Origin of the sequence: Streptomyces sp. NBC_01006, assembly GCF_045162725.1 — a bacterium.
Taxonomy (GTDB): Bacteria; Actinomycetota; Actinomycetes; order Streptomycetales; family Streptomycetaceae; genus Streptomyces.
Window position 1 is genome coordinate 3616562 of the sequence record NZ_CP108700.1, and the last position, 18513, is coordinate 3635074.

Consider the following 18513-nt stretch of genomic DNA (forward strand, 5'->3'; position numbering starts at 1 on the left):
ACCACGGCTTTACCGATTCACCGCTCCACCGAACCGCCATCGCCGCAACCGGTGTCCCCGATGACCCGGTTCGGAAGCCGCCAGCGCGCGGGATGGCGGGGCCGGTCCGCCGGCCCCGCCATCCCGCGCGTCTGCGTTTCCGTGCCGTTCTCCGGCGCCGCCCCGCCCTTCGGTGGCAGTCTGCTCACCATCAGACACGCAGAGAGACAGAACCAGAAGAAGGCGGAGGTGCCGTTCAAGTGGCGTCCAATGTCAATCCCACCGTCCGACGCCGCCGACTGGGCATGGAGTTGCGCAAGCTCCGCGAGGACAAGGGCATGACGGCCGAGCAGGTCGCCGAACGCCTGCTCGTCTCCCAGTCGAAGATCAGCCGGCTGGAGAACGGCCGCCGTTCCATCAGCCAGCGCGACGTCCGCGACCTGTGCGACGTGTACGAGGTCGAGGACCGCCGGCTCGTCGACTCCCTCATGCAGATGGCCAAGGACTCCCGCCAGCAGGGCTGGTGGCACGCCTTCGGCGACATCCCGTACAGCGTGTACATCGGCCTCGAAACCGATGCCGCCAGCCTGCGCACCTACGAACCCCAGATGGTGCCCGGCCTGCTCCAGACCCCGGAGTACGCCCAGGCCCTCATCCGCGGCGCGCTGCCCGAGACCGCTCCGGCCGATGTCGAGAAGCGCGTCCAGGTGCGCATGCACCGGCAGAAACGGCTCTCCGAAACGGACAACAACAATCCGGAAGTCGGGCCGTTGCGGCTGTGGGCGGTCATCGACGAGGCCGCGCTGCGCCGGCACGTGGGCGATCCCCAGCTGATGATCAAACAGCTTGAGTACTTGATAGAGCAGTCCGAACAGCCTTACATCACCGTGCAGGTGATGCCGTTCTCGATGGGTGCCCACCCGGGCGTGAACGGCCAGTACGCGATCCTCGAATTCCCCGACGCGTCGGACTCCACGGTGGTCTACATCGAGGGCGTGACGAGCGACCTGTACCTGGAGAAGGCCAACGACGTCCAGAAGTACAGCGTCATGTACGAGCACCTGCGCGCGCAGGCCCTCAACGTGGAGCAGACGCGCCAGTTCATCGCGGAGATCATCGGCCAGTACGCGAGCAAGGGGAAGTAGGTAAAAGGGGAGAAAACCGGGCAGGTGGCGAGGGGGGTCGGTACCGTACACCGTCACTCCCCAGCCACAGAAGTCCTGAATGGAATATGCCACTCGGTCGGGTGAATGACCCCTTCACCTGTCGGAAGGTGCCGGTAGCGTCGATCACGTCGGTCAGGGAAGCGAAATGGCCGACACCTCACTGGCACAACTCGCTGAACCGGAGAGAAACATGGCTATTCGTCAGGGCGCCACGGACAACTGGATCAAGTCCTCCTACTCCGGCGGAAACGGCGCTTGCGTCGAGGTCAAGTCCCCCGTCGTGGAGGCCATCGCGGTCCGCGACTCGAAGGTGCAGGACGGTCCGTCCCTCACCTTCGCGCCGGGTTCCTGGACCTCGTTCGTCGCCGACGTCACCGAGGGCCGGCTGGGACGCCTCGTCTGAACGTCACGACGTACGGCCCTGCTGATCCCTCCTCTGCACCACGCGCAAGGACTGCATTACCCGCACCACTGACTGAAGCCCTCTCGACTGGCCCGCCGTCCCGGCCGAGGGGGCTCGGTCATGTCCGGGGCCGGATCCCGCCCGTCCCGGACACCCCCTAGCGGAGCTCCCCCACGTACCGGTCCGTTCCCGGCACCGTCGGGATGAACGGCGCCACCAGCTCCACCCGCCCCACTCCGGCCTCGGCCACCTCGGCGTCCAGGCCCTGGAACCGGTCCCAGCAGGTACGCGGATCCGCCTCCAGGAACCACAGCAGCGTCAGCCGGGTGTCGACCCCCTCGACCTGCTTGACGTACGTCATCCGGTCGCCGGGCAGCGGGGTCGGCCGGAAGACCGTCACCATCGCGGCCGGCGAGCCGTGCAGCCGCTTCGGCAGGGCGCGCGAACGCAGCCACTCCAGCAGCTCCGCCCGCTGCTCGGGCCCGTCGGCGTCGACGACCTGGAGGACCAGACCGGCGTACGGATGGTCGAGGGCGTGGAAGTCCCGGGGGCCCGCCGCCCCGTCGCGGTAGACCGTGGCCTCGTGGTCCTGGAAGGCCGTGAAGACGTGGGTGCGGTCCTGGTAGACGCGGCCGTCGCGACCCAGCCGCTTGTTGATGCCGACCGTCCACTTCATGTGCTCGTCGTAGCGGCCCTCGGTGACCCAGTACGTGGAGATGTAGCACCCGGCGGTGACGGGCTGGGCGACCGCCGATTTCTCCGGGTAGCGCAGCTGCTGGAGCTCGCGGGTGGCGACCCAGCGGCGGCCCGCGTACATCCAGGGCATGGCCATGGCGCCGGCGTAGTAGTGGTCGTCCTCGTACCAGCGGTTGTACGCGTACTCGTGGCCCGGGTGCGGTTCGACCATGGTGATCAGCGCATGGCCGGGGCGGACCCCGTACGGGCCCACCGCCGCCAGGTCGGCATAGGTCTCGGGACGGGTGTCTCGGCTCTGGTGTTCCGTCTGTTCCGTCGTCATGCCGAACGGTCTAGCTGATGTGACGTCAGATAGGGAGGGGGCGTGCGGAGTTCCATCCTTTGACGCATGGGTGCCCCGTGCACCTTCAGGCGGCCTTCGCCTTCGGCGGGTCGACCGCGCAGTCCCGGCAGCGGCCGGGTGCCGGGGCGCGGAAGGCGCGTTCGCAGCCGTCGCAGGTCTGGAAGGGGTACCGGGGGCTGTCGGGGGGCGGCGGGCCGCCGGGTGCCCCGGTGTGCGGGGGCAGCGGGGGCAGTGGGGCCGGGACGCAGGAGCGCAGTCGGTAGGCGACCAGTCCGGCCGGGTTCCGCAGGTCGGACGGCACGTCGGCGGTGAGGGCGCGCCGTACCGCCTCGGGCGCGGCCCCGCGTTCCAGCCACTCCACGACACCGGGCACGAGCCGTTCGACGTCCCGCTCGGCGAGCAGCAGGCGCGGTTCGCGGATCCGCAGTCCGGCCAGCAGCTTCGCGGCCTCCCGCCGGGCCCCCGGGGCGGGCTGCGATTGCCGGACGGGCTCCGGTACCGGCTCCCGTACGCCGTCGCGGTCGCCCGGCGGCCCGACGACGGGCTCCGGGCCGGGCGCGGGCGGTACGGGCGCGGGCGGTACGGGTTCCGGGTCGGGCTCCGGCTCCGGATCCAGCTCCAGCCCCGGCGGGGTCTCGGCCCGCGGGACGTTGTACGACACGGTGCGGGTGACCACCCTGCCGTCGGCCGTCCGCAGCCGCGTGCGGCTCAGGAATCCCGCCGCCTCCAGCTCCCCCAGCGCCCGTCCGATGCGGTACTCGGAATCGGGGAAGCGCTCGGCCAGGGCCCGGATGCTGACCTGGGCGCCCTCGGGGAGCGACTGGATGTGGAGGCCGGCACCCACCGTGAGGAGCGACAACTGCCCGTGCTGGGCGAGCTGGTTGCTCACGACGGTGAAGTTGCCCGGGAGGGGGAGCTTGTCGTGCTTGACGCCGGAAAAGCCACTGGATCGGGCGGTTCCGCGCGGAGTACGGAGTGATGCGGGCATGCCCGCGCTAAGCTTCTGGAAGGCCATCAGGAAGGGATCGCTTCCTCGTGGATCAGGCCCTCGGCCGGGATTCGCTGTCCCGCCGGGGGCCGTCTCATGTCTGGAGTTGTCGCGGCGAGCATATGCCAGCCAACCCCACGTAAATCCAGTCGAGTTGGACAGATTCACCCGACCGAGCGATGGCGCTCGAACGGGGAGGCTGGAGGGGTTTGGTCTGGTTCTTTCCCCCGGTTCTTTGGTCTTTGACCACGAGCGGAACCGGCTCTCGCGCCACCGCGACGCACGTTTCCGGGAGCCGGTCCGAACAGCACGGTTGTGGCGCCCACCCCTTCCCTCCCCCGCGGCAACGCCCTAATCTGACGCAGCGTCAGACAGAGTCGGCCCGCCGGGAGGCACGCGCATGCTGCTGCAAGGGAAGACCGTCCTCGTCTCCGGCGTCGGGGCCGGGCTCGGGCACCAGGTGGCCGCCGCCGTCGTACGGGACGGCGGGAACGCCGTGCTCGGGGCGCGGACCGAGGCCAACCTCGCCAAATCCGCCGCCGAGATCGACCCCGACGGCGCGCACACGGCCCATCTGCCGACCGACATCCGCGACGAGGGGCAGTGCGCGGCGCTCGCCGCCCTCGCGCAGGAGCGGTTCGGGGGGATCGACGCCGTCGTGCACGTGGCCGCCTGGGACTCGTACTTCGGGGGGCTCGAAGACGCCGACTTCGGGACGTGGTCGCAGATCATCGACGTCAATCTGCTGGGGACGCTGCGGATGACCCGGGCCTGCCTGCCCGCGCTCAAGCAGCGGGGCGGATCCGTGGTCATCGTGGGCACGCAGTCCGCGGTGGCCGCGCCCAACGAGGTGCAGCAGGCCGCCTACGCCGCCTCCAAGGGGGCTCTGACCTCCGCCATGTACTCCATGGCCCGCGAGCTCGGGCCGCACCGGATCCGGGTCAACACGGTGCTGCCCGGGTGGATGTGGGGGCCGCCCGTGCAGGCGTTCGTCACCTTCACCGCGCACACCGAGGGGGTTCCCGAGGCCGAGGTGCACGCGCGGCTGACCGAGCGGATGGCGCTGCCCGACCTGGCCACCGACGGGGACGTCGCCGACGCCGCCGTGTTCTTCGCCTCCGACCGGGCACGGGCGATAACCGGCCAGTCCCTGCTGGTCAACGCCGGTGAGCTGATGCGATGACGGCCCGCAGCCCCCTCGGCGGCCTGGCGTCGGATCGTATGCTCACCGCATGACTCCGACCGACAACGCGATGCGCAGGGCGCTCCGCCGGGCCCGCGACGGCGTCGCGCTCGACGCGGCCGAGGCGGCCGTGCTCCTCCAGGCGCGCGGCGAGGACCTCGAAGACCTCGCCGCCTCCGCCGCCCGGGTCCGCGACGCCGGCCTCGCGGCCGCCGGGCGGCCCGGCGTCATCACGTACTCGAAGAGCGTGTTCATCCCGCTGACCCGCCTGTGCCGCGACAAATGCCACTACTGCACCTTCGCCACCGTCCCCGGCAAGCTCCGCCGGGCCGGCCACGGGATGTACATGTCCCCCGACGAGGTGCTCGACATCGCCCGCCGGGGCGCCGCGCTGGGCTGCAAGGAAGCGCTCATCACGCTCGGCGACAAGCCCGAGGACCGCTGGCCCGAGGCGCGGGAGTGGCTGGAGGCCCAGGGCTACAGCGACACGATCTCCTACGTACGGGCCATCTCGATCCTGATCCTGGAGGAGACGGGGCTGCTGCCCCATCTGAACCCGGGTGTGATGTCGTGGGCCGACTTCCAGCGGCTCAAGCCCGTCGCGCCCTCGATGGGCATGATGCTGGAGACCACGGCCACCCGCCTGTGGTCCGAACCCGGCGGCCCCCACTTCGGCTCCCCCGACAAGGAGCCGGCCGTACGCCTGCGGGTGCTGGAGGACGCCGGACGGTCCTCCGTGCCCTTCACCTCCGGGCTGCTCATCGGGATCGGGGAGACGTACGAGGAGCGGGCGGAGTCGCTGTTCGCGCTGCGCCGGGTCGCGCGCTCGTACCACGGCGTGCAGGAGCTGATCATCCAGAACTTCCGCGCCAAGCCGGACACGGCGATGCGCGGCATGCCCGATGCCGAGCTGGACGACCTCGTCGCCACGGTCGCCGTCGCCCGGCACATCATGGGCCCCTCCGGCTGCCTGCAGGCGCCGCCCAACCTGGTCGACGGGGAGTACGCGCGGCTGATCCGGGCCGGCATCGACGACTGGGGCGGCGTCTCGCCGCTGACCCCCGACCACGTGAACCCCGAGCGGCCCTGGCCGCAGATCGACGTACTGGCCGAGCAGTCCGCTGCGGCCGGCTTCGAGCTGCGCGAGCGGCTCTGCGTGTACCCGGAGTTCGTGCAGCGCGGCGAGCCGTGGCTGGACCCGCGGCTGCTGCCGCACGTACGGGCCCTGGCCGATCCCGAGACGGGTCTCGCGAACCCGGACGCCGAGGTCGTCGGCCGTCCCTGGCAGGAGCCGGACGAAGGGTTCGGCTCGTACGGTCGCACCGATCTGCACGCCAGCATCGACACCGAGGGCCGGACCTCCGACCGGCGCGAGGACTTCGACCACGTCTACGGGGACTGGGAGGCGCTGCGCGAGGCGGCGGCCCCCGGCATGGTCCCCGAGCGCATCGACACCGACGTGCGGGCGGCGCTCGCGCAGGCCGCCGACGATCCGACGCGGCTGACCGACGCGCAGGCGCTGGCGCTGCTGCACGCGGACGGCCCGGCGCTGGACGCGCTGTGCCGGATCGCGGACGACCTGCGCAAGTCGGTGGTGGGCGACGACGTCACGTACATCGTCACGCGGAACATCAACTTCACGAACGTCTGCTACACCGGCTGCCGCTTCTGCGCGTTCGCGCAGCGCCGTACGGACGCCGACGCGTACACGCTGTCGCTGGACCAGGTCGCCGACCGGGCGCAGCAGGCGTGGGACGTGGGCGCGGTCGAGGTGTGCATGCAGGGCGGCATCCACCCCGACCTGCCGGGGACGGCGTACTTCGACATCGCGCGGGCGGTGAAGAAGCGGGTGCCGGGGATGCACGTGCACGCGTTCTCGCCGATGGAGGTCGTCAACGGGGCCACGCGGACGGGGATGTCCGTACGGGAGTGGCTGACGGCCGCCAAGGAGGTTGGGCTGGACTCCATCCCGGGCACGGCGGCGGAGATCCTGGACGACGAGGTCCGCTGGGTGCTGACCAAGGGCAAGCTGCCGACGGCGGACTGGATCGACGTGATCACGACGGCGCACGAGCTGGGCATCCGGTCCTCGTCGACCATGATGTACGGGCACGTGGACCAGCCGCGGCACTGGCTCGGGCACTTCCGTACGCTCGCCCGGATCCAGCAACAGACTGGCGGCTTCACGGAGTTCGTGACACTGCCGTTCATCCACACCAACGCGCCGGTGTACCTGGCGGGCATCGCCCGGCCCGGTCCGACGGTCCGCGACAACCGCGCGGTGACGGCGATGGCCAGGATCCTGCTGCACCCGCACATCACCAACATCCAGACGAGCTGGGTGAAGCTGGGCGCGGAGGGCGCGGCCGAGATGCTGCGGTCGGGGGCCAACGACCTCGGCGGCACGCTGATGGAGGAGACCATCTCCCGGATGGCCGGATCGAGTTACGGCTCGTACAAGTCCGTACGGGACCTCATCGCGGTCGCGGAGGCCGCGGGCCGGCCCGCGAAGGCCCGTACGACGCTGTACGGGGAGGTGCCGCAGGAGCGCCAGGAGGCGGCACGCGCCTCGGACGGGCACCTTCCGGAGCTGCTGCCGGTCCTGGAGTAGGAGTGGGGGTGGGGGAAGGGCCCGGTCGGGGGTGATCCCGGCCGGGCCCTCTTCCCGCTCGGATCGGCTCAGCCGACGAGGAGGTCCTTCTTGAGCTGCTTCAGTTCGCGGGCGTCGATGCCGAGCCCGTCCTTCAGGTAGCGGTCGAAGGTGCCGTACTTCGCCTTGACCTCGTCGTAGCCGGAGTTCAGGTACTCGGCGCGCACGTCGAGCATCGGCTTGTAGACGGCGGCCTGCGGGGCCGGCAGGTGCGACAGGACGGCGTCGTTGGCGGCCTTGCGGTAGTCGTTGCTGGCCAGGTAGTCGGCCATGACGGTGTCGCTCGGCACGCCGAGGGCGGTCAGCAGGCTGGCATTCGCCCAGCCCGTACGGTCCTTGCCGGCGGTGCAGTGGAAGAGGACGGCGCGGTCGCGGTCGCGCTCCAGGCCCTCGAAGACCTGGCTGTACGCCTTCTTGCCGCCCTCGCCGCTGACCATCGCCTTTTCGGCGTCGACCATGGCCTTGACGGCCTCGTCGGGGGACTTCGGCAGGGTCTGGAAGGAGCCGGAGCCCGCGAAGACGTCGGCGACGGTGTACTTGGCACCGGCCGGGACCTTGTCGGGGTCGGTGGTGCGCTCGCTCTCCATGCGGAGGTCGAAGACGTTCTTGACGCGCAGGCGCTGGAGCTTGGCCAGGTCGACGGCGGTCAGCCTGTTGAGGGCGTCGGAGCGGTAGACCTCGCCCATCTTGACCCACTGGCCGGTGGTGGTGCGGTAGCCGCCCGCGTCGCGGAAGTTGACCGCTCCGTCGAGCTTGATGAGGCGGTCGGCGAGGCGCAGGCCCTCGCCGCGGTCGGGCTTGAAGTCGAACCACTGGCGGTCGGCGGCGGGCAGCCCCGACACGACGGCGGTGCCCTGGGCGCCACCCTTGGCGACGACCTTGCCGTTCGCCTTGATCTCGACCCGCTTGGTGCCCGGGGCGTTCCACTTCAGCGTGAACCGGCCGTCGGCGCCGGCGGTGACGGTGGCCTCGGTGAAGGGTATGGAGGTGCGGCTGTGGTGGTGGCCGGTCCAGGGGAGGTCCCAACCGGTGGAGGCCGAGGCGGCGGTGGCGGCGGGGGCTGCGACCAGGAAAGCGGTGAGCGCGGAGGCGACGGCGGTCGCGGCGAGGAGTGCCTTCTTCATGCCCTTGAGGCTGTTGGCCGCCGGAGAACTCTGCATGAACGAGACATGGCCTGAACCGACCGGCTCCAAGGCGAGTGGCAAAACGTGCCACTTGTCGATCAAGGGGCACCACCTGGGCATCTGTCGGCCGTTTCGGACCGGATGTGAACGAGATGTCAGGGGAACGCGGTACGGATTCCAGCCGTTCTCCGCGCGCATACGGCCTGCTGGACGCCCTGGTTCCGGATTCGATCAGACGTGTCCATTACAGTGCGCGCCAGAGCATGCCGGGGCGGGGCAGGGGGATCGCGATGGACGACACGACGACCGAGAAGCACTCGATACCGGCCGGCACCGGGACCGGGCTCGGGAACGGGACCGGCACCGGGAGCGGCCCCGGGACCGGGCTCGGCGTCGAGCCCGGAGTCCGGGCCGGGGACGGCACCGGAGCCGGCACCGGCACCGGAGCCGGAGCCGGAGCCGCGGGCGCGGCCCGAGTCGTGGGCGGGGCAGCGGCCGCGGCCGGGATCGCGGCCCGCGTCGGGCGCGGCCCCGAGGCCGTGAGCGGCCGCGCTCCCGGCGGGACGCTCGGGGGGCGGGCCACATTCGCCGGGCTCTGGGGCCGGGCCGAGCAGCAGGACTTCCGCAGCCGCGTCCGCGGCGCGCTCCTCGGCTGCGCCGTCGGCGACGCCCTCGCGGCCCCCGTGGCCAAGCTCCCCCTCGACGCCATCCGCGAAGCCCACGGCCCACAGGGCCTGACCGGACCCGCCCCCGGCCCGTACGGACCCCGCGGCACGGTCACCGCCGCCACCCAGCTCACCCTGTTCACCGTCGACGGGCTGATCCGTGCCCACGTACGCCGGGACACCGGCGCCTGGCACCCGCCGACCGACATCCACCGCGCGTACCTGCGCTGGGCCGCCACCCAGCACGACTGGGGCCCCGACGAGCGCCGCCTGGACAACGGCTGGCTCGCACAGCAGGAGTGGCTCTACGTCCGCCGCGGCCCCGACCGCGCCTGCCTGACCGGCTTCGCCGACGACGCCCTCGGCACCCTCGACCAGCCGAAGAACCCCACCGCCCGCAACGCGGCGGCCGCCGCCCGCTCCGCCCCCTTCGGCCTGCTGGTCGGCTGGGAGCCCGGCCTGGTCCTCCAGCTCTCCACCGAGTGCGCGGCGCAGAGCCACGGCCACCCCGCCGCCTACCTCACCGCCGGTGCCTTCGCCGTCATCGTCCACGGCCTGACCCGCGGCGACTCCCTCGACGCGGCCGTCCAGCGCGCCCTCGGCCTGCTCGGCGCCCGCCCGGGCCACCAGGCCGTCACCGACGCCCTCCAGCGGGCGCTCGCGGCCGTCCCGCAGGGCCCGCCCTCCGCCGACTCCGTCGCCGCCCTGGCCCTTGCCCCCGGCGAGGCCGGGGGCGACGGCCACCGCGCCGAACAGGCCCTCGCCGTCGCCGTCTACTGCGCGCTCGTCGCCGAAGACATCCCGCACGGCCTGCGCCTCGCCGTCAACCACGGCGGCGACTCCACCGCCGCCGGCGCCCTCTGCGGGGCCCTGCTCGGCGCCCTGCACGGCGAGACCGCCCTCCCGGGCGCCTGGCTCGCCGACCTCGAAGGCCGGGCCGCCCTGCTGGAACTCGCCGACGACTTCGCCCTCGAAATGACCCAGGGCCCCTCCCTGCACGGCCCGAAGGTCTCCTCCCCCGGCTGGCAGACCCGTTATCCCGTCGGCAACGACTGACGCCCCCTCAACAATCCGACGCGCAGGCCGTAGCGTGGCCCTCCACCGAAGAGCCACGGAGGTGCCCCCAACCATGCGGATCGCCACGACCGTCTTCCTGACCGACCAGACCGTCTCCCCCGTCCGCCTCGCCCGCGCCCTTGAGGAGCGCGGGTTCGCCGGGCTCTACCTCCCCGAGCACACGCACATCCCGGTCGGCCGCGACACCGCCGCCCCCATGGGCGGCGAACTCCCCGAGATGTACGGACGCACCCTCGACCCCTTCGTCGCCCTCGGCCAGGCCGCCGCCGTCACCGAGCGGCTCGCCCTCGGTACCGGCATCACCCTCGTCACCCAGCACGACCCCATCGCCCTCGCGAAGCAGATCGCCACGCTGGACCACCTCTCCGGCGGCCGCTTCACCCTCGGGATCGGGTACGGCTGGAACGTCGAGGAAGCCTCCGACCACGGCGTCGAGTGGCGCACCCGCCGCGAGCTGGTCCGGGACCGGATGGCCCTGATGCGCGCCCTGTGGGCCCCGGAACCCACCGCGTACGTCGGCGAGTTCTCCTCCGTACAGCCCAGCATGGCCCACCCCAAGCCGGCCCTGCCCCCGCGCGAACTCGGCTCCGGCCACCTCCTCCACGGCCCCCGCACCCTGATCGGCGGCTCGGCCGGCCCGAAGCTCTTCGCGGCCATCGCCGACCACGCCGACGGCTGGCTCCCCATCGGCGGGGGCGGCCTCACCGAATCCCTGCCGGTGCTGCGCCAGGTCTGGGAGACCGCGGGCCGCGACCCGAAGAACCTCCAGGTGGTCCCGTACGCGGTCCACCCGAACCCGGGCAAGCTCGCCCACTACGCGGACCTCGGCATCGAGGAGGTCGTCGTCCAGCTCCCGCCGGCGCAGGAGCCCGAGATCCTGCGCGTACTGGACGACATGGCGCAGTACCTGTAAATCGTTCGACGAGGGCGCGCACCCGGCCCGACGATGGCCCCCGAAAGGGGGCTGATCCACATGCCGGGCCAGCAGAAGCGCAAACGGAGCCGGGAACGCGCCCACCGCCGGGCGAAGGCCGTCCCCGGCCACTGGGAACCGCTGTTCTCGACGCAGGAGCACGCGGAGATGAAGGAGTACATCCACCGCCTCATCGCCGACGGCGAGGTCACCGACCCCGAGACCCTCCGGATCGACCAGTTCTGCGGCCGCCTCACCCACCCGACGTCCTACCGGGTCAGCGTCTTCGTCCCGGACGGCGTCCCGGACGGGTCCGCATGAGCATCCACTGGGAGAGCCTCCCGGCCGGCGTCCGCGAACAGGCCGACGGGTACGTCCTCCAGGACCGGTACATGTACGCGGTCCGGGCGGTCTGGGAGGCCGGCCGCGCTTCGGGGCTCGGCCTCAAGGAGACCCAGGACCTGGTCGGCGCCCGCTACGAGCACTTCGGCGACCGGGTGGCCCGCACCCCCGACTCCCCGGTCGACCTCGACTCCCTGACGGCCCGCGCCGCCGGATTCCCCGGGCGCGTGGTGGCGATCGAGGCCGTATGGGACGGGGACACGGTCCACGACTGGTTCGTGGTCCTGCTGGCCGTCACCGACGCCCCGGCCGGGGAACACCAGCTGGCCACCGTCTACCGGGGCACGGCCGCCGCGGTGGCCACCCGCTCCGGCACGGCCCTCGCCGACCACCTGGGAGTCCCCTTCCACTTCGCGAGCCCGGACCACCCGGACGACACAGCTCCCCGCTGGCGCCCCTGAAGTCGGCGGCACGCATGCGAGCGGCGGCGCTCTCAGTCCGCGATGCGCCGCACGGGCTGCCCCGTGATGCGGGTGATGGTCTCGAAGTCCGCGTCTTGGTGGAGGACGGTCAGTTTGTGATGCTGCGCGGTGACGGCGACGAGCAGGTCGACCGGGCTCGCGCACTGGTGGCAGCCCTCGTCGGCCATCCTCTGCTGGAGTGCCGCGGTCTCCTCCCACACGGAGTCGCGGGCCACGAAGTACGGAAAGGTCTCCCGAAGCAGACCATCGGCCTCGTAGTAGGCCGGGCGACCCCCGACGGCACGCAGGAACTCCTGGCGAACCGGTTCGCACAGCCCCACCACTCCCGAGGTGACCACCTCGTCCCATGCGGGAGCGGCCTGCCGGCGGTAGAAACGGATGAGCGCGCTCGTGTCGATCAGGAAGCTCTCGCTCACGCGGCCGATCGCCGTCCCGGCTCGGGCACGCCGCCCGCGTCGTCGCCGCCCTCGATGCCGGAGAAGTCGATCTCGCCATCGACCACCATCTGCCGCATCCGCTCCACCGCCGCTGCTCTGCGGCGTCGATCGGCGATCTCCCGCAGAGCGGCGTTCACGGTGTCCCGCTTGGTCGTGGTGCCGAGGTGCCGGGCGGCTTCCGCCAGGGCTTCGTCGTCCAGGTCGATCACCGTTCGGGACATCACGGCCTCCAGGCTGGGCGTATATACGATTCCCAAAAAAGATATCACCGTCGCCCGAGCTCGGCCCAGACCGTCTTGCCGATCACGCGGCCCATGGCTGCCGTCCACGATCAGGCCGCCGAGGCCCCGGGCCGGCGGGCCTGAGCGAACCCTGCCCGTTCACCGGGAATCGGTGGCCCGCGGGTGCCCGGTGCCGGCGACCGTGATCCAACAGGTGTCGCGGGCCATGTCCACGAGGTACCAGATTCGTCCGCCACCGGTCACTTCGATCTGCCACTGTTCGCAGGTCTGCTCGGCGAGCGGCATGGGATCCGTGCGCATGAGGATCCAGGCGCGGTATGTGTTCTCGCAGGCCTGCTGGGTCAGGCTCTCCCAGCCCTTGGCCGACGCCGCATCGGCGAAGCGCACTTCCCACTGGCCCAGAGGTGCAGGCGGTGCGGCACGGTCACCACGACCGGCGGTCATGCGCACGCTCGCGGGTCGGGTACCGGGCCGTAGTCGGCGTCATGATCCCGGGTCAGCGCGGCCAGGAGTTCGGGGTCGGAGTAGACCTCGGCCGTATGCTGCCACGCGGTGAGCATCTGCGCGACAGACGCACTGTTGCCGAGGGAATCGGCGGCGCGCATGGTGTCCACGAGCTCGACGGCGAACGCGTGGACGTCGGACTCGGGCAGGAAACGGACCCAAGGAAACGCGTCCGGCAGTATGTCGAGGAGCAGCTCCATACTGCCTGGCTCCCGCCGCGCCATCGCGACCAGCATTCGGGTGGCGGCCGACACCACAGTCTGGTCCTGCTCGGCCCGCGCGGCGGTGGTGAGGACGAGGTCCTCACCATCTCTGCGATGCAGCAGCAGACGCGGCGATTCCTTGAGCCGGGCAAGGGTCTGCTTGTTCTTGTTCACCAGTTCGGAGAAGTTCACGGCAGCGTTCTCGGTGGCCATAACTTTGAAGTTACTTCGAAACTAACGAGACCGCCATCACCCGGAAGAGGTGCGCAGCTCGGCCCAGACCGTCTTGCCGATCACGCGGTCCGTGACCCCCCAGTCGGCGGCGACGGCATCGACGATCCGCAGGCCGTAGCCGCCCTCGGCCTGGTACGCGTGCGGCTGCAGCGCGGGCCGCCGCTCCCGGCGGGCGTCGGACACCTCGATCCGGAGCACGCCCCCGAGGAGCGTCAGCCTGAGCTCGAAGTCCCGGCCGGCGGCGTGCCCGTGGATGACGGCGTTGGCGGTGAACTCGGCGACGATCCGCTCCGCGTCCTCGGAGAGCGGGGTGCGGTGCGGGATCCCCCAGTCGTGCAGCTCGACCATGGCGAGACACCGCGCGAGGCGGGCACCCCGCCGGGTGCTGCTGAAACGCTGAGTGAACACGCGTACGAGAGTCTGGGCGGAGCCCGAGGGTGCGGTCATGGGAGCAACGTGCCGGGTGAGCGGGGCAGTTCCCAGAAAGTCGACCGCTACTTTTCATCTGTACGAGTTCACGATCTGGACAGTAGCGGTCACCGCCCGTGAACCTGGCGTCCGGGAGGTGACCGCGATGGCGAGCCATGAGGACAGCGGTGACGGCGAGGCCGAGCCGGACAGCGACCTGCGGAACTTCGGGGCAACCGTAAAGGCCTTCCGCAAACGCGCGGAACTCACGCAGGAGCAACTGGCCGAGCGAGTCCGGTACTCGGTCCAGTACGTCGGCTCGGTCGAGCAGGGCCGACGACACCCGTCGGTGAAGTTCGTGAACCGGTCGGAGGAGGCCCTGGACGCCTTCGGCGTCATCCTCATCGCCGCGAATCGGCTGAATCGGAAGCGAGGTCTGGCGAAGTGGTTCACGAGGTGGGCGGAGTTGGAGGACGTCGCCGTCGCGCTCAATACGTATGAGTGCCGGTCGATTCCCGGACTGTTACAGACAGAGGCCTACGGCCGCGCCCAGATCGACAACGTCCCTCCGCTGGCCACGTCGGCCGAGGCGGAGGCGCGCATAGCGGCCCGCGCCGACCGACAGAAGCTTCTCCACCGAACCCCGTACATCGCTTTCAGCTTCATCATCGAGCAGGCGGTGATCGAACGGCAGACCGGCGGACCGGATGTCACACGCGAACAGATCGACCACCTGCTGGAGTGCGCGAAGCTGCCCAACGTCGACATCCAGATCATGCCGACGATCCAGCCGTTTCACGCGGGCACCGATGGCCCCTTCCAACTCCTGGAAACCGACGACAACGAGTGGCTGGGCTACAGCGAGGGACAGCAGTCAGGCCTCGTCATCTCATGCCCAAAAGACATCAGCCTCCTCCATCAGCGGTATGCCAAACTTCGTATCCAGGCCCTCAATCCTGCTGACAGCGTGGGCCTGTTGATGCGAATGCGAGGATCCCTGTGAACAGCTCCCCGTTGCGATGGTTCAAGAGCAGCTACAGCGGAAGCCAGGGCGACGACTGCGTGGAGGTCGCCCTCTCCTGGCACAAGTCGACGTACAGCGGTAGTCAGGGCGACAGCTGCGTCGAGGTCGCCGCATGCGCCGACGCCGTCCACGTCCGGGACTCGAAGCTGACCGCGAGCCCGGAGCTGGCCGTACACCCCGCGACCTGGACGGCATTCCTGAGCGGGGTCACCGGAGCCTGAGCTCCGGCCGGACGGCATCAGAGGGAGTCCGGGGGTTTCCCGACAGTCCACTGTCCTTCCGGTGCGGTCCGGCCCGTCAAGGGCGCTCACTTCGTTCGCGTCGCTTCGCGATGTCGCTACGCTCCACCCTTGACTGCCCGGCCCGCCCCGGAATGCCATAAGACTGACGGGACGCCCCCGGACACACCACCGACCCCGAACCAGGGGAGCCCGACCCCGGCATCCCGGTCGACCTCACCCGACCCCGAGCCGCGAAGTCCCGCCCCCGAAGCCCCCACCCAGCCCCTATTTGAGGATCGACTCGTCGAAGGTCGTTTCCGACCAGGCCATCGTGTTCAGGTCCATCGTCCAGGCCCTGCGCTGGAGTCCCGTGGTGGCGGCGGTGTGGAAGTCCTTTCCGTCGATTCGGAACTCCGTCCTGTGTACCTCGCCGTCCTGCCCCCAGACGATCTCCGGGACCCAAACGCAGTCACAGGCGCGGGTGCGGACCCTGAGGTCGATGTGGAGCGTTCTGCCGTCCACCAGTTCCTGGGGCAGCGAATCGCCCTCCGTCACCCTCACGGTGGCGAAATCGGCCGTCCCGTCGAGGTCGGCCGCGGCTTCCAAGGTCGCCGGGCCCTCCCCGCACTGTCCGTTCTGCAGGCCGACCAGTGTCGCCGTGGTGGCGGCAGGCGCCGGGCGCCGCTTGAGGATCTTGACGCGGAGTTCCTTGACCAGCATCGGCCTGCTGTCGACGGGCTGCACATCGATGACCAGGTGCGTGATGCCCGGGTCCGCGGCGGTGCGCTCGTTGATGAGGGCGGGATCGGGCCGATTGTCCTTCCCCACGGGAAGCGTCCCGAAGGCGCTGGGCGGCTTGTTCACCACCCACGCCTGCCACGGGCACAGGTACTCCTGCTGATACGTGATGCCCTGCTTCTCCGCCTCCGGCTGCCCGGCCGACGGCACGGCCGAAGGCGTCGGCGAAGGGGCAGCCGCCGCGGCCGCGGGCGGCGAGGAGGCTGCGGACGGCTGAGTGGCCGGCATGGTGGTGACGGCGGCCAGGGGCGATCGGGTACCCGATACGTACAGGGGCGGTTTCTCGTCCTTGAACAGGTCGCCGATCCAACCGAAGCCGGCGGCTATCCCCAGTCCGATGGCCGCCACCAGCACCGGGGCGACGATGTACGTGGCGGTGAAGTTCCCGTCGCCCAGCGGCAGGAAGCGTCTCCACCGGGCGCCGTCGCCCGATGCCTGCGCGGGGGCGGGCGGGTCCGCCTGCGGGTCCGGACTTTCCGGCGCACCTCCGGATGGTTCCGGTGGCTCCGGTGGCTCAGGTGATTCCGACGGCTCCGACGGCTCCGGTAATCCCGGTGGTGGGGCAGAGTTCTCTGGCATGCGCACCTCCTGGGTGGCCGAGATTACAACCGGCGGCCGGATCGTGGTGGCCGATCGGAGGCACTCGGCCACGCCGTCTACCGCGGCCAGAACTGGGCCAGCGCCGCGACGTCGTTGAGGCGGCCGGCGGCCTCCCCGTAGAAGGTCTCGCTGCGGGCGCCGGTGGGCTCGTACGCCTGGAGCGCCTGGTAGAGCTGGTGCGTCTGCTCGGAGGTCGCGTCGTAGCTGGGCCGGCCTTCCCGCATCATCGGCCACTGGACGTCGACGACGGCGTGTACGTAGTCGCCCACCGCCCGCTCCACGCGGGTGCGTTCGACCGGCGGGAAGGCCTCGGCGCTGCGTACGACGAGGGCGAGGTCGGTGGCCTCGGTGGCGACGACGGTCTGGGTGTTCTCCAGCTGGGTCCAGAGCGTGACGACGACGAAGGCGAGGATGATGCCGTAGATCGCGCCGAACATGCCGAGGGCGACGCCGACCATCTCGTTGTGCTCGCCGCCCGCCAGGTGCGGGAAGCGGCGGCGGGCGGCGAGGCTGCCGGCCACGGCGAGGGCGACGAAGCCGCCGACGAGGAGGACGCCGAGGGTGAACGTGCTGAAGGTGTTGAGCAGCCACAGGATCATGGCCTGCTCTACGATCAACTTCCCCTGAGGGCCCGCCGCGACGGGCCGCTGTCAGCGCACCGACGGGGTCTTCGGGAGCCCGTCGAAGGCGTTGCCCGCGCCCGCGAGGGAAGTGTCGGTGGCGTGGGTGGCGGAGCCGGCGGCGGAGGTGGTCACGGCCAGGGCCGTCTTCGTGTCGTCCACCGCCTGGCCGGGGTGGTTGGCGATTTCGGTGATGCGCTTGGTCACGGGCTGCCCCTCGATGGTGGGGCCCTTCGTGTCTGCGTGGGCGGCGAGGGGACTCAGGGCGAAGGCGGCGCCGCTGGTGAGGACCAGGGCGGCGAGGCGGCGCTTCATGACGTTCATGCAGTACCCAACGACCCGCCGCCACCCCGGGTCACCACCGGGCCCCCCTTTGGGGTGACCGTCCAAGCTTTCCACGCTCCCCCGGTATGACGCTTGCGTAATATGCCACACCCGTCATACTGGAAGGGGATCGTCGGTCCATGGACTGGGAAGTGATCATCGTGGAGCCTGTTCTGTCGTGGCTGCACCAGCTGCGCCAGCACGACCGGCCCACGCTCATTCAGATCAGCAAGGCCATCACTGCCCTGCAGCGGGAAGGCCCTGCTACAGGCCGCCCCCTTGTGGACACCGTCAAGGGGTCCCGGCTGGCCAACCTGAAAGAGCTGCGCCCCGGCTCTGCCGGAGGCAGCGAAGTCAGGCTGCTGTTCGTCTTCGACCCGTTGCGCCGCGCCGTGTTCCTTGTCGGCGGGGACAAAGCCGGGGAGTGGCAGGGTTGGTACCGCGTTGCGATCCCGCAGGCCGAGGCGGCGTACGAGGATTACGTGACACAGCTGGAGGAGGACCCGCAGTGAGCCAGACACCCGACCGACCTTCCAAGGCCGCCCGCTGGGACGATCTCGTCGAGGAGTTCGCCTTCTCCCCCGCCGAGAAGGCCGAGATCGACCGGGGCGCAGCGCAGATGGTCGCCGCTGTCCGCGCGCACCGCCTGGCCGAGGTTCGCAAGCGGCAGCATGCCACGCAGGTCCAGGTCGCGGAAGCCATGGGGGTCACTCAGGCGCGCGTCTCCAGGATCGAGAGCGGCGAGCTCGAACGCAGCGAGGTCGAGACCCTCGCCGCCTATGTGCGGGCACTCGGCGGCAAGCTGAAGATCGTTGCCGAGTTCGGCGACGAGCAGTACGTCTTGGGCTGAGCCGCCGGTCCGCGTTCCTTGGGTCCGCGGCCCGGAT

Annotated in this window: 23 protein-coding genes; 12 read left to right on the forward strand and 11 right to left on the reverse strand. The window is 70.8% G+C overall.

The genetic code is table 11. From position 1 onward, the window contains the following. Positions 1-239 precede the first annotated feature (239 nt). Both OG509_RS16320 and OG509_RS16325 read left to right on the forward strand, forming a co-directional pair. A complete protein-coding gene (locus tag OG509_RS16320; protein WP_385582635.1) occupies positions 240-1124 on the forward strand; it encodes a helix-turn-helix domain-containing protein in 885 nt (294 codons plus the stop codon). 211 nt (positions 1125-1335) lie between these two features. Beyond that, positions 1336-1548: a DUF397 domain-containing protein gene (locus tag OG509_RS16325; protein ID WP_030156708.1), complete on the forward strand. Its 213-nt coding sequence runs from the start codon at positions 1336-1338 to the stop codon at positions 1546-1548. A gap of 157 nt (positions 1549-1705) precedes the next feature. On the opposite strand, the gene OG509_RS16330 is transcribed toward OG509_RS16325, so the two are convergent. Beyond that, positions 1706-2566, reverse strand: coding sequence for a hypothetical protein (locus OG509_RS16330; protein ID WP_406183279.1), 861 nt, complete (start codon positions 2564-2566; stop codon positions 1706-1708). Positions 2567-2651: 85 nt separating this feature from the next. After that, positions 2652-3476, reverse strand: coding sequence for a helix-turn-helix domain-containing protein (locus tag OG509_RS16335; RefSeq protein WP_406183280.1), 825 nt, complete (start codon positions 3474-3476; stop codon positions 2652-2654). A 499-nt stretch (positions 3477-3975) separates the two neighbouring features. On the opposite strand from OG509_RS16335, the gene OG509_RS16340 reads away from it, so the two are divergent. Both OG509_RS16340 and OG509_RS16345 read left to right on the forward strand, forming a co-directional pair. Beyond that, positions 3976-4758 (forward strand): SDR family oxidoreductase, encoded by a 783-nt coding sequence (locus OG509_RS16340; protein WP_406183281.1) that lies wholly within the window; start codon positions 3976-3978, stop codon positions 4756-4758. 49 nt (positions 4759-4807) lie between these two features. Continuing rightward, the gene (locus OG509_RS16345) at positions 4808-7369 is read left to right on the forward strand and encodes a bifunctional FO biosynthesis protein CofGH (RefSeq protein ID WP_406183282.1); all 2562 of its coding nucleotides are present in this window, start codon (positions 4808-4810) and stop codon (positions 7367-7369) included. A gap of 68 nt (positions 7370-7437) precedes the next feature. On the opposite strand, the gene OG509_RS16350 is transcribed toward OG509_RS16345, so the two are convergent. Beyond that, complete coding sequence (locus OG509_RS16350; protein WP_406183283.1) at positions 7438-8568, reverse strand: tyrosine-protein phosphatase; 1131 nt, start codon at positions 8566-8568, stop codon at positions 7438-7440. Between the two features lie 254 nt (positions 8569-8822). On the opposite strand from OG509_RS16350, the gene OG509_RS16355 reads away from it, so the two are divergent. From OG509_RS16355 to OG509_RS16370, 4 genes are all read left to right on the forward strand, one after another. Then, positions 8823-10253: an ADP-ribosylglycohydrolase family protein gene (locus tag OG509_RS16355; RefSeq protein ID WP_406183284.1), complete on the forward strand. Its 1431-nt coding sequence runs from the start codon at positions 8823-8825 to the stop codon at positions 10251-10253. A 73-nt stretch (positions 10254-10326) separates the two neighbouring features. Further along, entirely contained in the window at positions 10327-11187 is an 861-nt protein-coding gene (locus OG509_RS16360) for a TIGR03619 family F420-dependent LLM class oxidoreductase (RefSeq protein WP_406183285.1), read from the forward strand. 60 nt (positions 11188-11247) lie between these two features. Further along, the gene (locus OG509_RS16365; RefSeq protein WP_406183286.1) at positions 11248-11508 is read left to right on the forward strand and encodes a hypothetical protein; all 261 of its coding nucleotides are present in this window, start codon (positions 11248-11250) and stop codon (positions 11506-11508) included. Then, complete coding sequence (locus OG509_RS16370; RefSeq protein WP_406183287.1) at positions 11505-11990, forward strand: hypothetical protein; 486 nt, start codon at positions 11505-11507, stop codon at positions 11988-11990. Before OG509_RS16365 ends, OG509_RS16370 begins: the two co-directional genes overlap by 4 nt. A 32-nt stretch (positions 11991-12022) precedes the next feature. On the opposite strand, the gene OG509_RS16375 is transcribed toward OG509_RS16370, so the two are convergent. The 5 genes from OG509_RS16375 to OG509_RS16395 all read right to left on the reverse strand — a co-directional run bounded on the left by OG509_RS16375 (position 12023) and on the right by OG509_RS16395 (position 14078). Beyond that, positions 12023-12427, reverse strand: a complete 405-nt coding sequence (locus OG509_RS16375; RefSeq protein ID WP_406183288.1) for a PIN domain nuclease — start codon at positions 12425-12427, stop codon at positions 12023-12025. Further along, positions 12424-12669 carry a type II toxin-antitoxin system VapB family antitoxin gene (locus OG509_RS16380; RefSeq protein ID WP_406183289.1) on the reverse strand — a complete coding sequence of 82 codons (246 nt, stop codon included), beginning with the start codon at positions 12667-12669 and terminating at the stop codon, positions 12424-12426. Before OG509_RS16380 ends, OG509_RS16375 begins: the two co-directional genes overlap by 4 nt. A 159-nt stretch (positions 12670-12828) precedes the next feature. Then, positions 12829-13134: a hypothetical protein gene (locus tag OG509_RS16385; RefSeq protein ID WP_406187598.1), complete on the reverse strand. Its 306-nt coding sequence runs from the start codon at positions 13132-13134 to the stop codon at positions 12829-12831. Beyond that, positions 13131-13610, reverse strand: coding sequence for a hypothetical protein (locus OG509_RS16390; protein WP_385582661.1), 480 nt, complete (start codon positions 13608-13610; stop codon positions 13131-13133). The genes OG509_RS16385 and OG509_RS16390 overlap by 4 nt, the downstream gene beginning before the upstream one ends. A gap of 36 nt (positions 13611-13646) precedes the next feature. Beyond that, positions 13647-14078 carry an ATP-binding protein gene (locus OG509_RS16395; protein ID WP_406183290.1) on the reverse strand — a complete coding sequence of 144 codons (432 nt, stop codon included), beginning with the start codon at positions 14076-14078 and terminating at the stop codon, positions 13647-13649. A gap of 127 nt (positions 14079-14205) precedes the next feature. Between OG509_RS16395 and OG509_RS16400 the strand changes: the two genes are divergently transcribed. Then, a complete protein-coding gene (locus OG509_RS16400; protein ID WP_406187599.1) occupies positions 14206-15042 on the forward strand; it encodes a helix-turn-helix domain-containing protein in 837 nt (278 codons plus the stop codon). Then, complete coding sequence (locus OG509_RS16405) at positions 15039-15284, forward strand: DUF397 domain-containing protein (protein ID WP_406183291.1); 246 nt, start codon at positions 15039-15041, stop codon at positions 15282-15284. Before OG509_RS16400 ends, OG509_RS16405 begins: the two co-directional genes overlap by 4 nt. Positions 15285-15569: 285 nt before the next feature. Here the strand turns inward: OG509_RS16405 and OG509_RS16410 are convergent, their stop codons facing one another. The 3 genes from OG509_RS16410 to OG509_RS16420 form a co-directional block, all read right to left on the reverse strand. Next, entirely contained in the window at positions 15570-16661 is a 1092-nt protein-coding gene (locus OG509_RS16410) for a hypothetical protein (protein WP_406183292.1), read from the reverse strand. A 77-nt stretch (positions 16662-16738) separates the two neighbouring features. After that, on the reverse strand, positions 16739-17299 hold the full coding sequence (locus tag OG509_RS16415; protein WP_406183293.1) for a hypothetical protein: 561 nt from the start codon (positions 17297-17299) through the stop codon (positions 16739-16741). 33 nt (positions 17300-17332) lie between these two features. Further along, the gene (locus OG509_RS16420) at positions 17333-17626 is read right to left on the reverse strand and encodes a hypothetical protein (RefSeq protein ID WP_406183294.1); all 294 of its coding nucleotides are present in this window, start codon (positions 17624-17626) and stop codon (positions 17333-17335) included. 140 nt (positions 17627-17766) lie between these two features. On the opposite strand from OG509_RS16420, the gene OG509_RS16425 reads away from it, so the two are divergent. Then, positions 17767-18138, forward strand: a complete 372-nt coding sequence (locus OG509_RS16425) for a type II toxin-antitoxin system RelE/ParE family toxin (RefSeq protein ID WP_406183295.1) — start codon at positions 17767-17769, stop codon at positions 18136-18138. Continuing rightward, positions 18135-18476 carry a helix-turn-helix domain-containing protein gene (locus tag OG509_RS16430; protein ID WP_406183296.1) on the forward strand — a complete coding sequence of 114 codons (342 nt, stop codon included), beginning with the start codon at positions 18135-18137 and terminating at the stop codon, positions 18474-18476. Before OG509_RS16425 ends, OG509_RS16430 begins: the two co-directional genes overlap by 4 nt. The last annotated feature ends 37 nt before the right edge of the window (positions 18477-18513 follow it).

Coding starts and splice junctions, on each gene's coding strand:
- OG509_RS16325 (WP_030156708.1), top strand. CDS start 1,336: ATGGCTATTCGTCAGGGCGCCACGGACAACTGGATCAAGTCCTCCTAC.
- OG509_RS16330 (WP_406183279.1), bottom strand. CDS start 2,566: ATGACGACGGAACAGACGGAACACCAGAGCCGAGACACCCGTCCCGAG.
- OG509_RS16340 (WP_406183281.1), top strand. CDS start 3,976: ATGCTGCTGCAAGGGAAGACCGTCCTCGTCTCCGGCGTCGGGGCCGGG.
- OG509_RS16345 (WP_406183282.1), top strand. CDS start 4,808: ATGACTCCGACCGACAACGCGATGCGCAGGGCGCTCCGCCGGGCCCGC.
- OG509_RS16350 (WP_406183283.1), bottom strand. CDS start 8,568: ATGCAGAGTTCTCCGGCGGCCAACAGCCTCAAGGGCATGAAGAAGGCA.
- OG509_RS16355 (WP_406183284.1), top strand. CDS start 8,823: ATGGACGACACGACGACCGAGAAGCACTCGATACCGGCCGGCACCGGG.
- OG509_RS16360 (WP_406183285.1), top strand. CDS start 10,327: ATGCGGATCGCCACGACCGTCTTCCTGACCGACCAGACCGTCTCCCCC.
- OG509_RS16365 (WP_406183286.1), top strand. CDS start 11,248: ATGCCGGGCCAGCAGAAGCGCAAACGGAGCCGGGAACGCGCCCACCGC.
- OG509_RS16370 (WP_406183287.1), top strand. CDS start 11,505: ATGAGCATCCACTGGGAGAGCCTCCCGGCCGGCGTCCGCGAACAGGCC.
- OG509_RS16380 (WP_406183289.1), bottom strand. CDS start 12,669: ATGTCCCGAACGGTGATCGACCTGGACGACGAAGCCCTGGCGGAAGCC.
- OG509_RS16385 (WP_406187598.1), bottom strand. CDS start 13,134: ATGACCGCCGGTCGTGGTGACCGTGCCGCACCGCCTGCACCTCTGGGC.
- OG509_RS16390 (WP_385582661.1), bottom strand. CDS start 13,610: ATGGCCACCGAGAACGCTGCCGTGAACTTCTCCGAACTGGTGAACAAG.
- OG509_RS16395 (WP_406183290.1), bottom strand. CDS start 14,078: ATGACCGCACCCTCGGGCTCCGCCCAGACTCTCGTACGCGTGTTCACT.
- OG509_RS16400 (WP_406187599.1), top strand. CDS start 14,206: ATGGCGAGCCATGAGGACAGCGGTGACGGCGAGGCCGAGCCGGACAGC.
- OG509_RS16410 (WP_406183292.1), bottom strand. CDS start 16,661: ATGCCAGAGAACTCTGCCCCACCACCGGGATTACCGGAGCCGTCGGAG.
- OG509_RS16420 (WP_406183294.1), bottom strand. CDS start 17,626: ATGAACGTCATGAAGCGCCGCCTCGCCGCCCTGGTCCTCACCAGCGGC.
- OG509_RS16425 (WP_406183295.1), top strand. CDS start 17,767: ATGGACTGGGAAGTGATCATCGTGGAGCCTGTTCTGTCGTGGCTGCAC.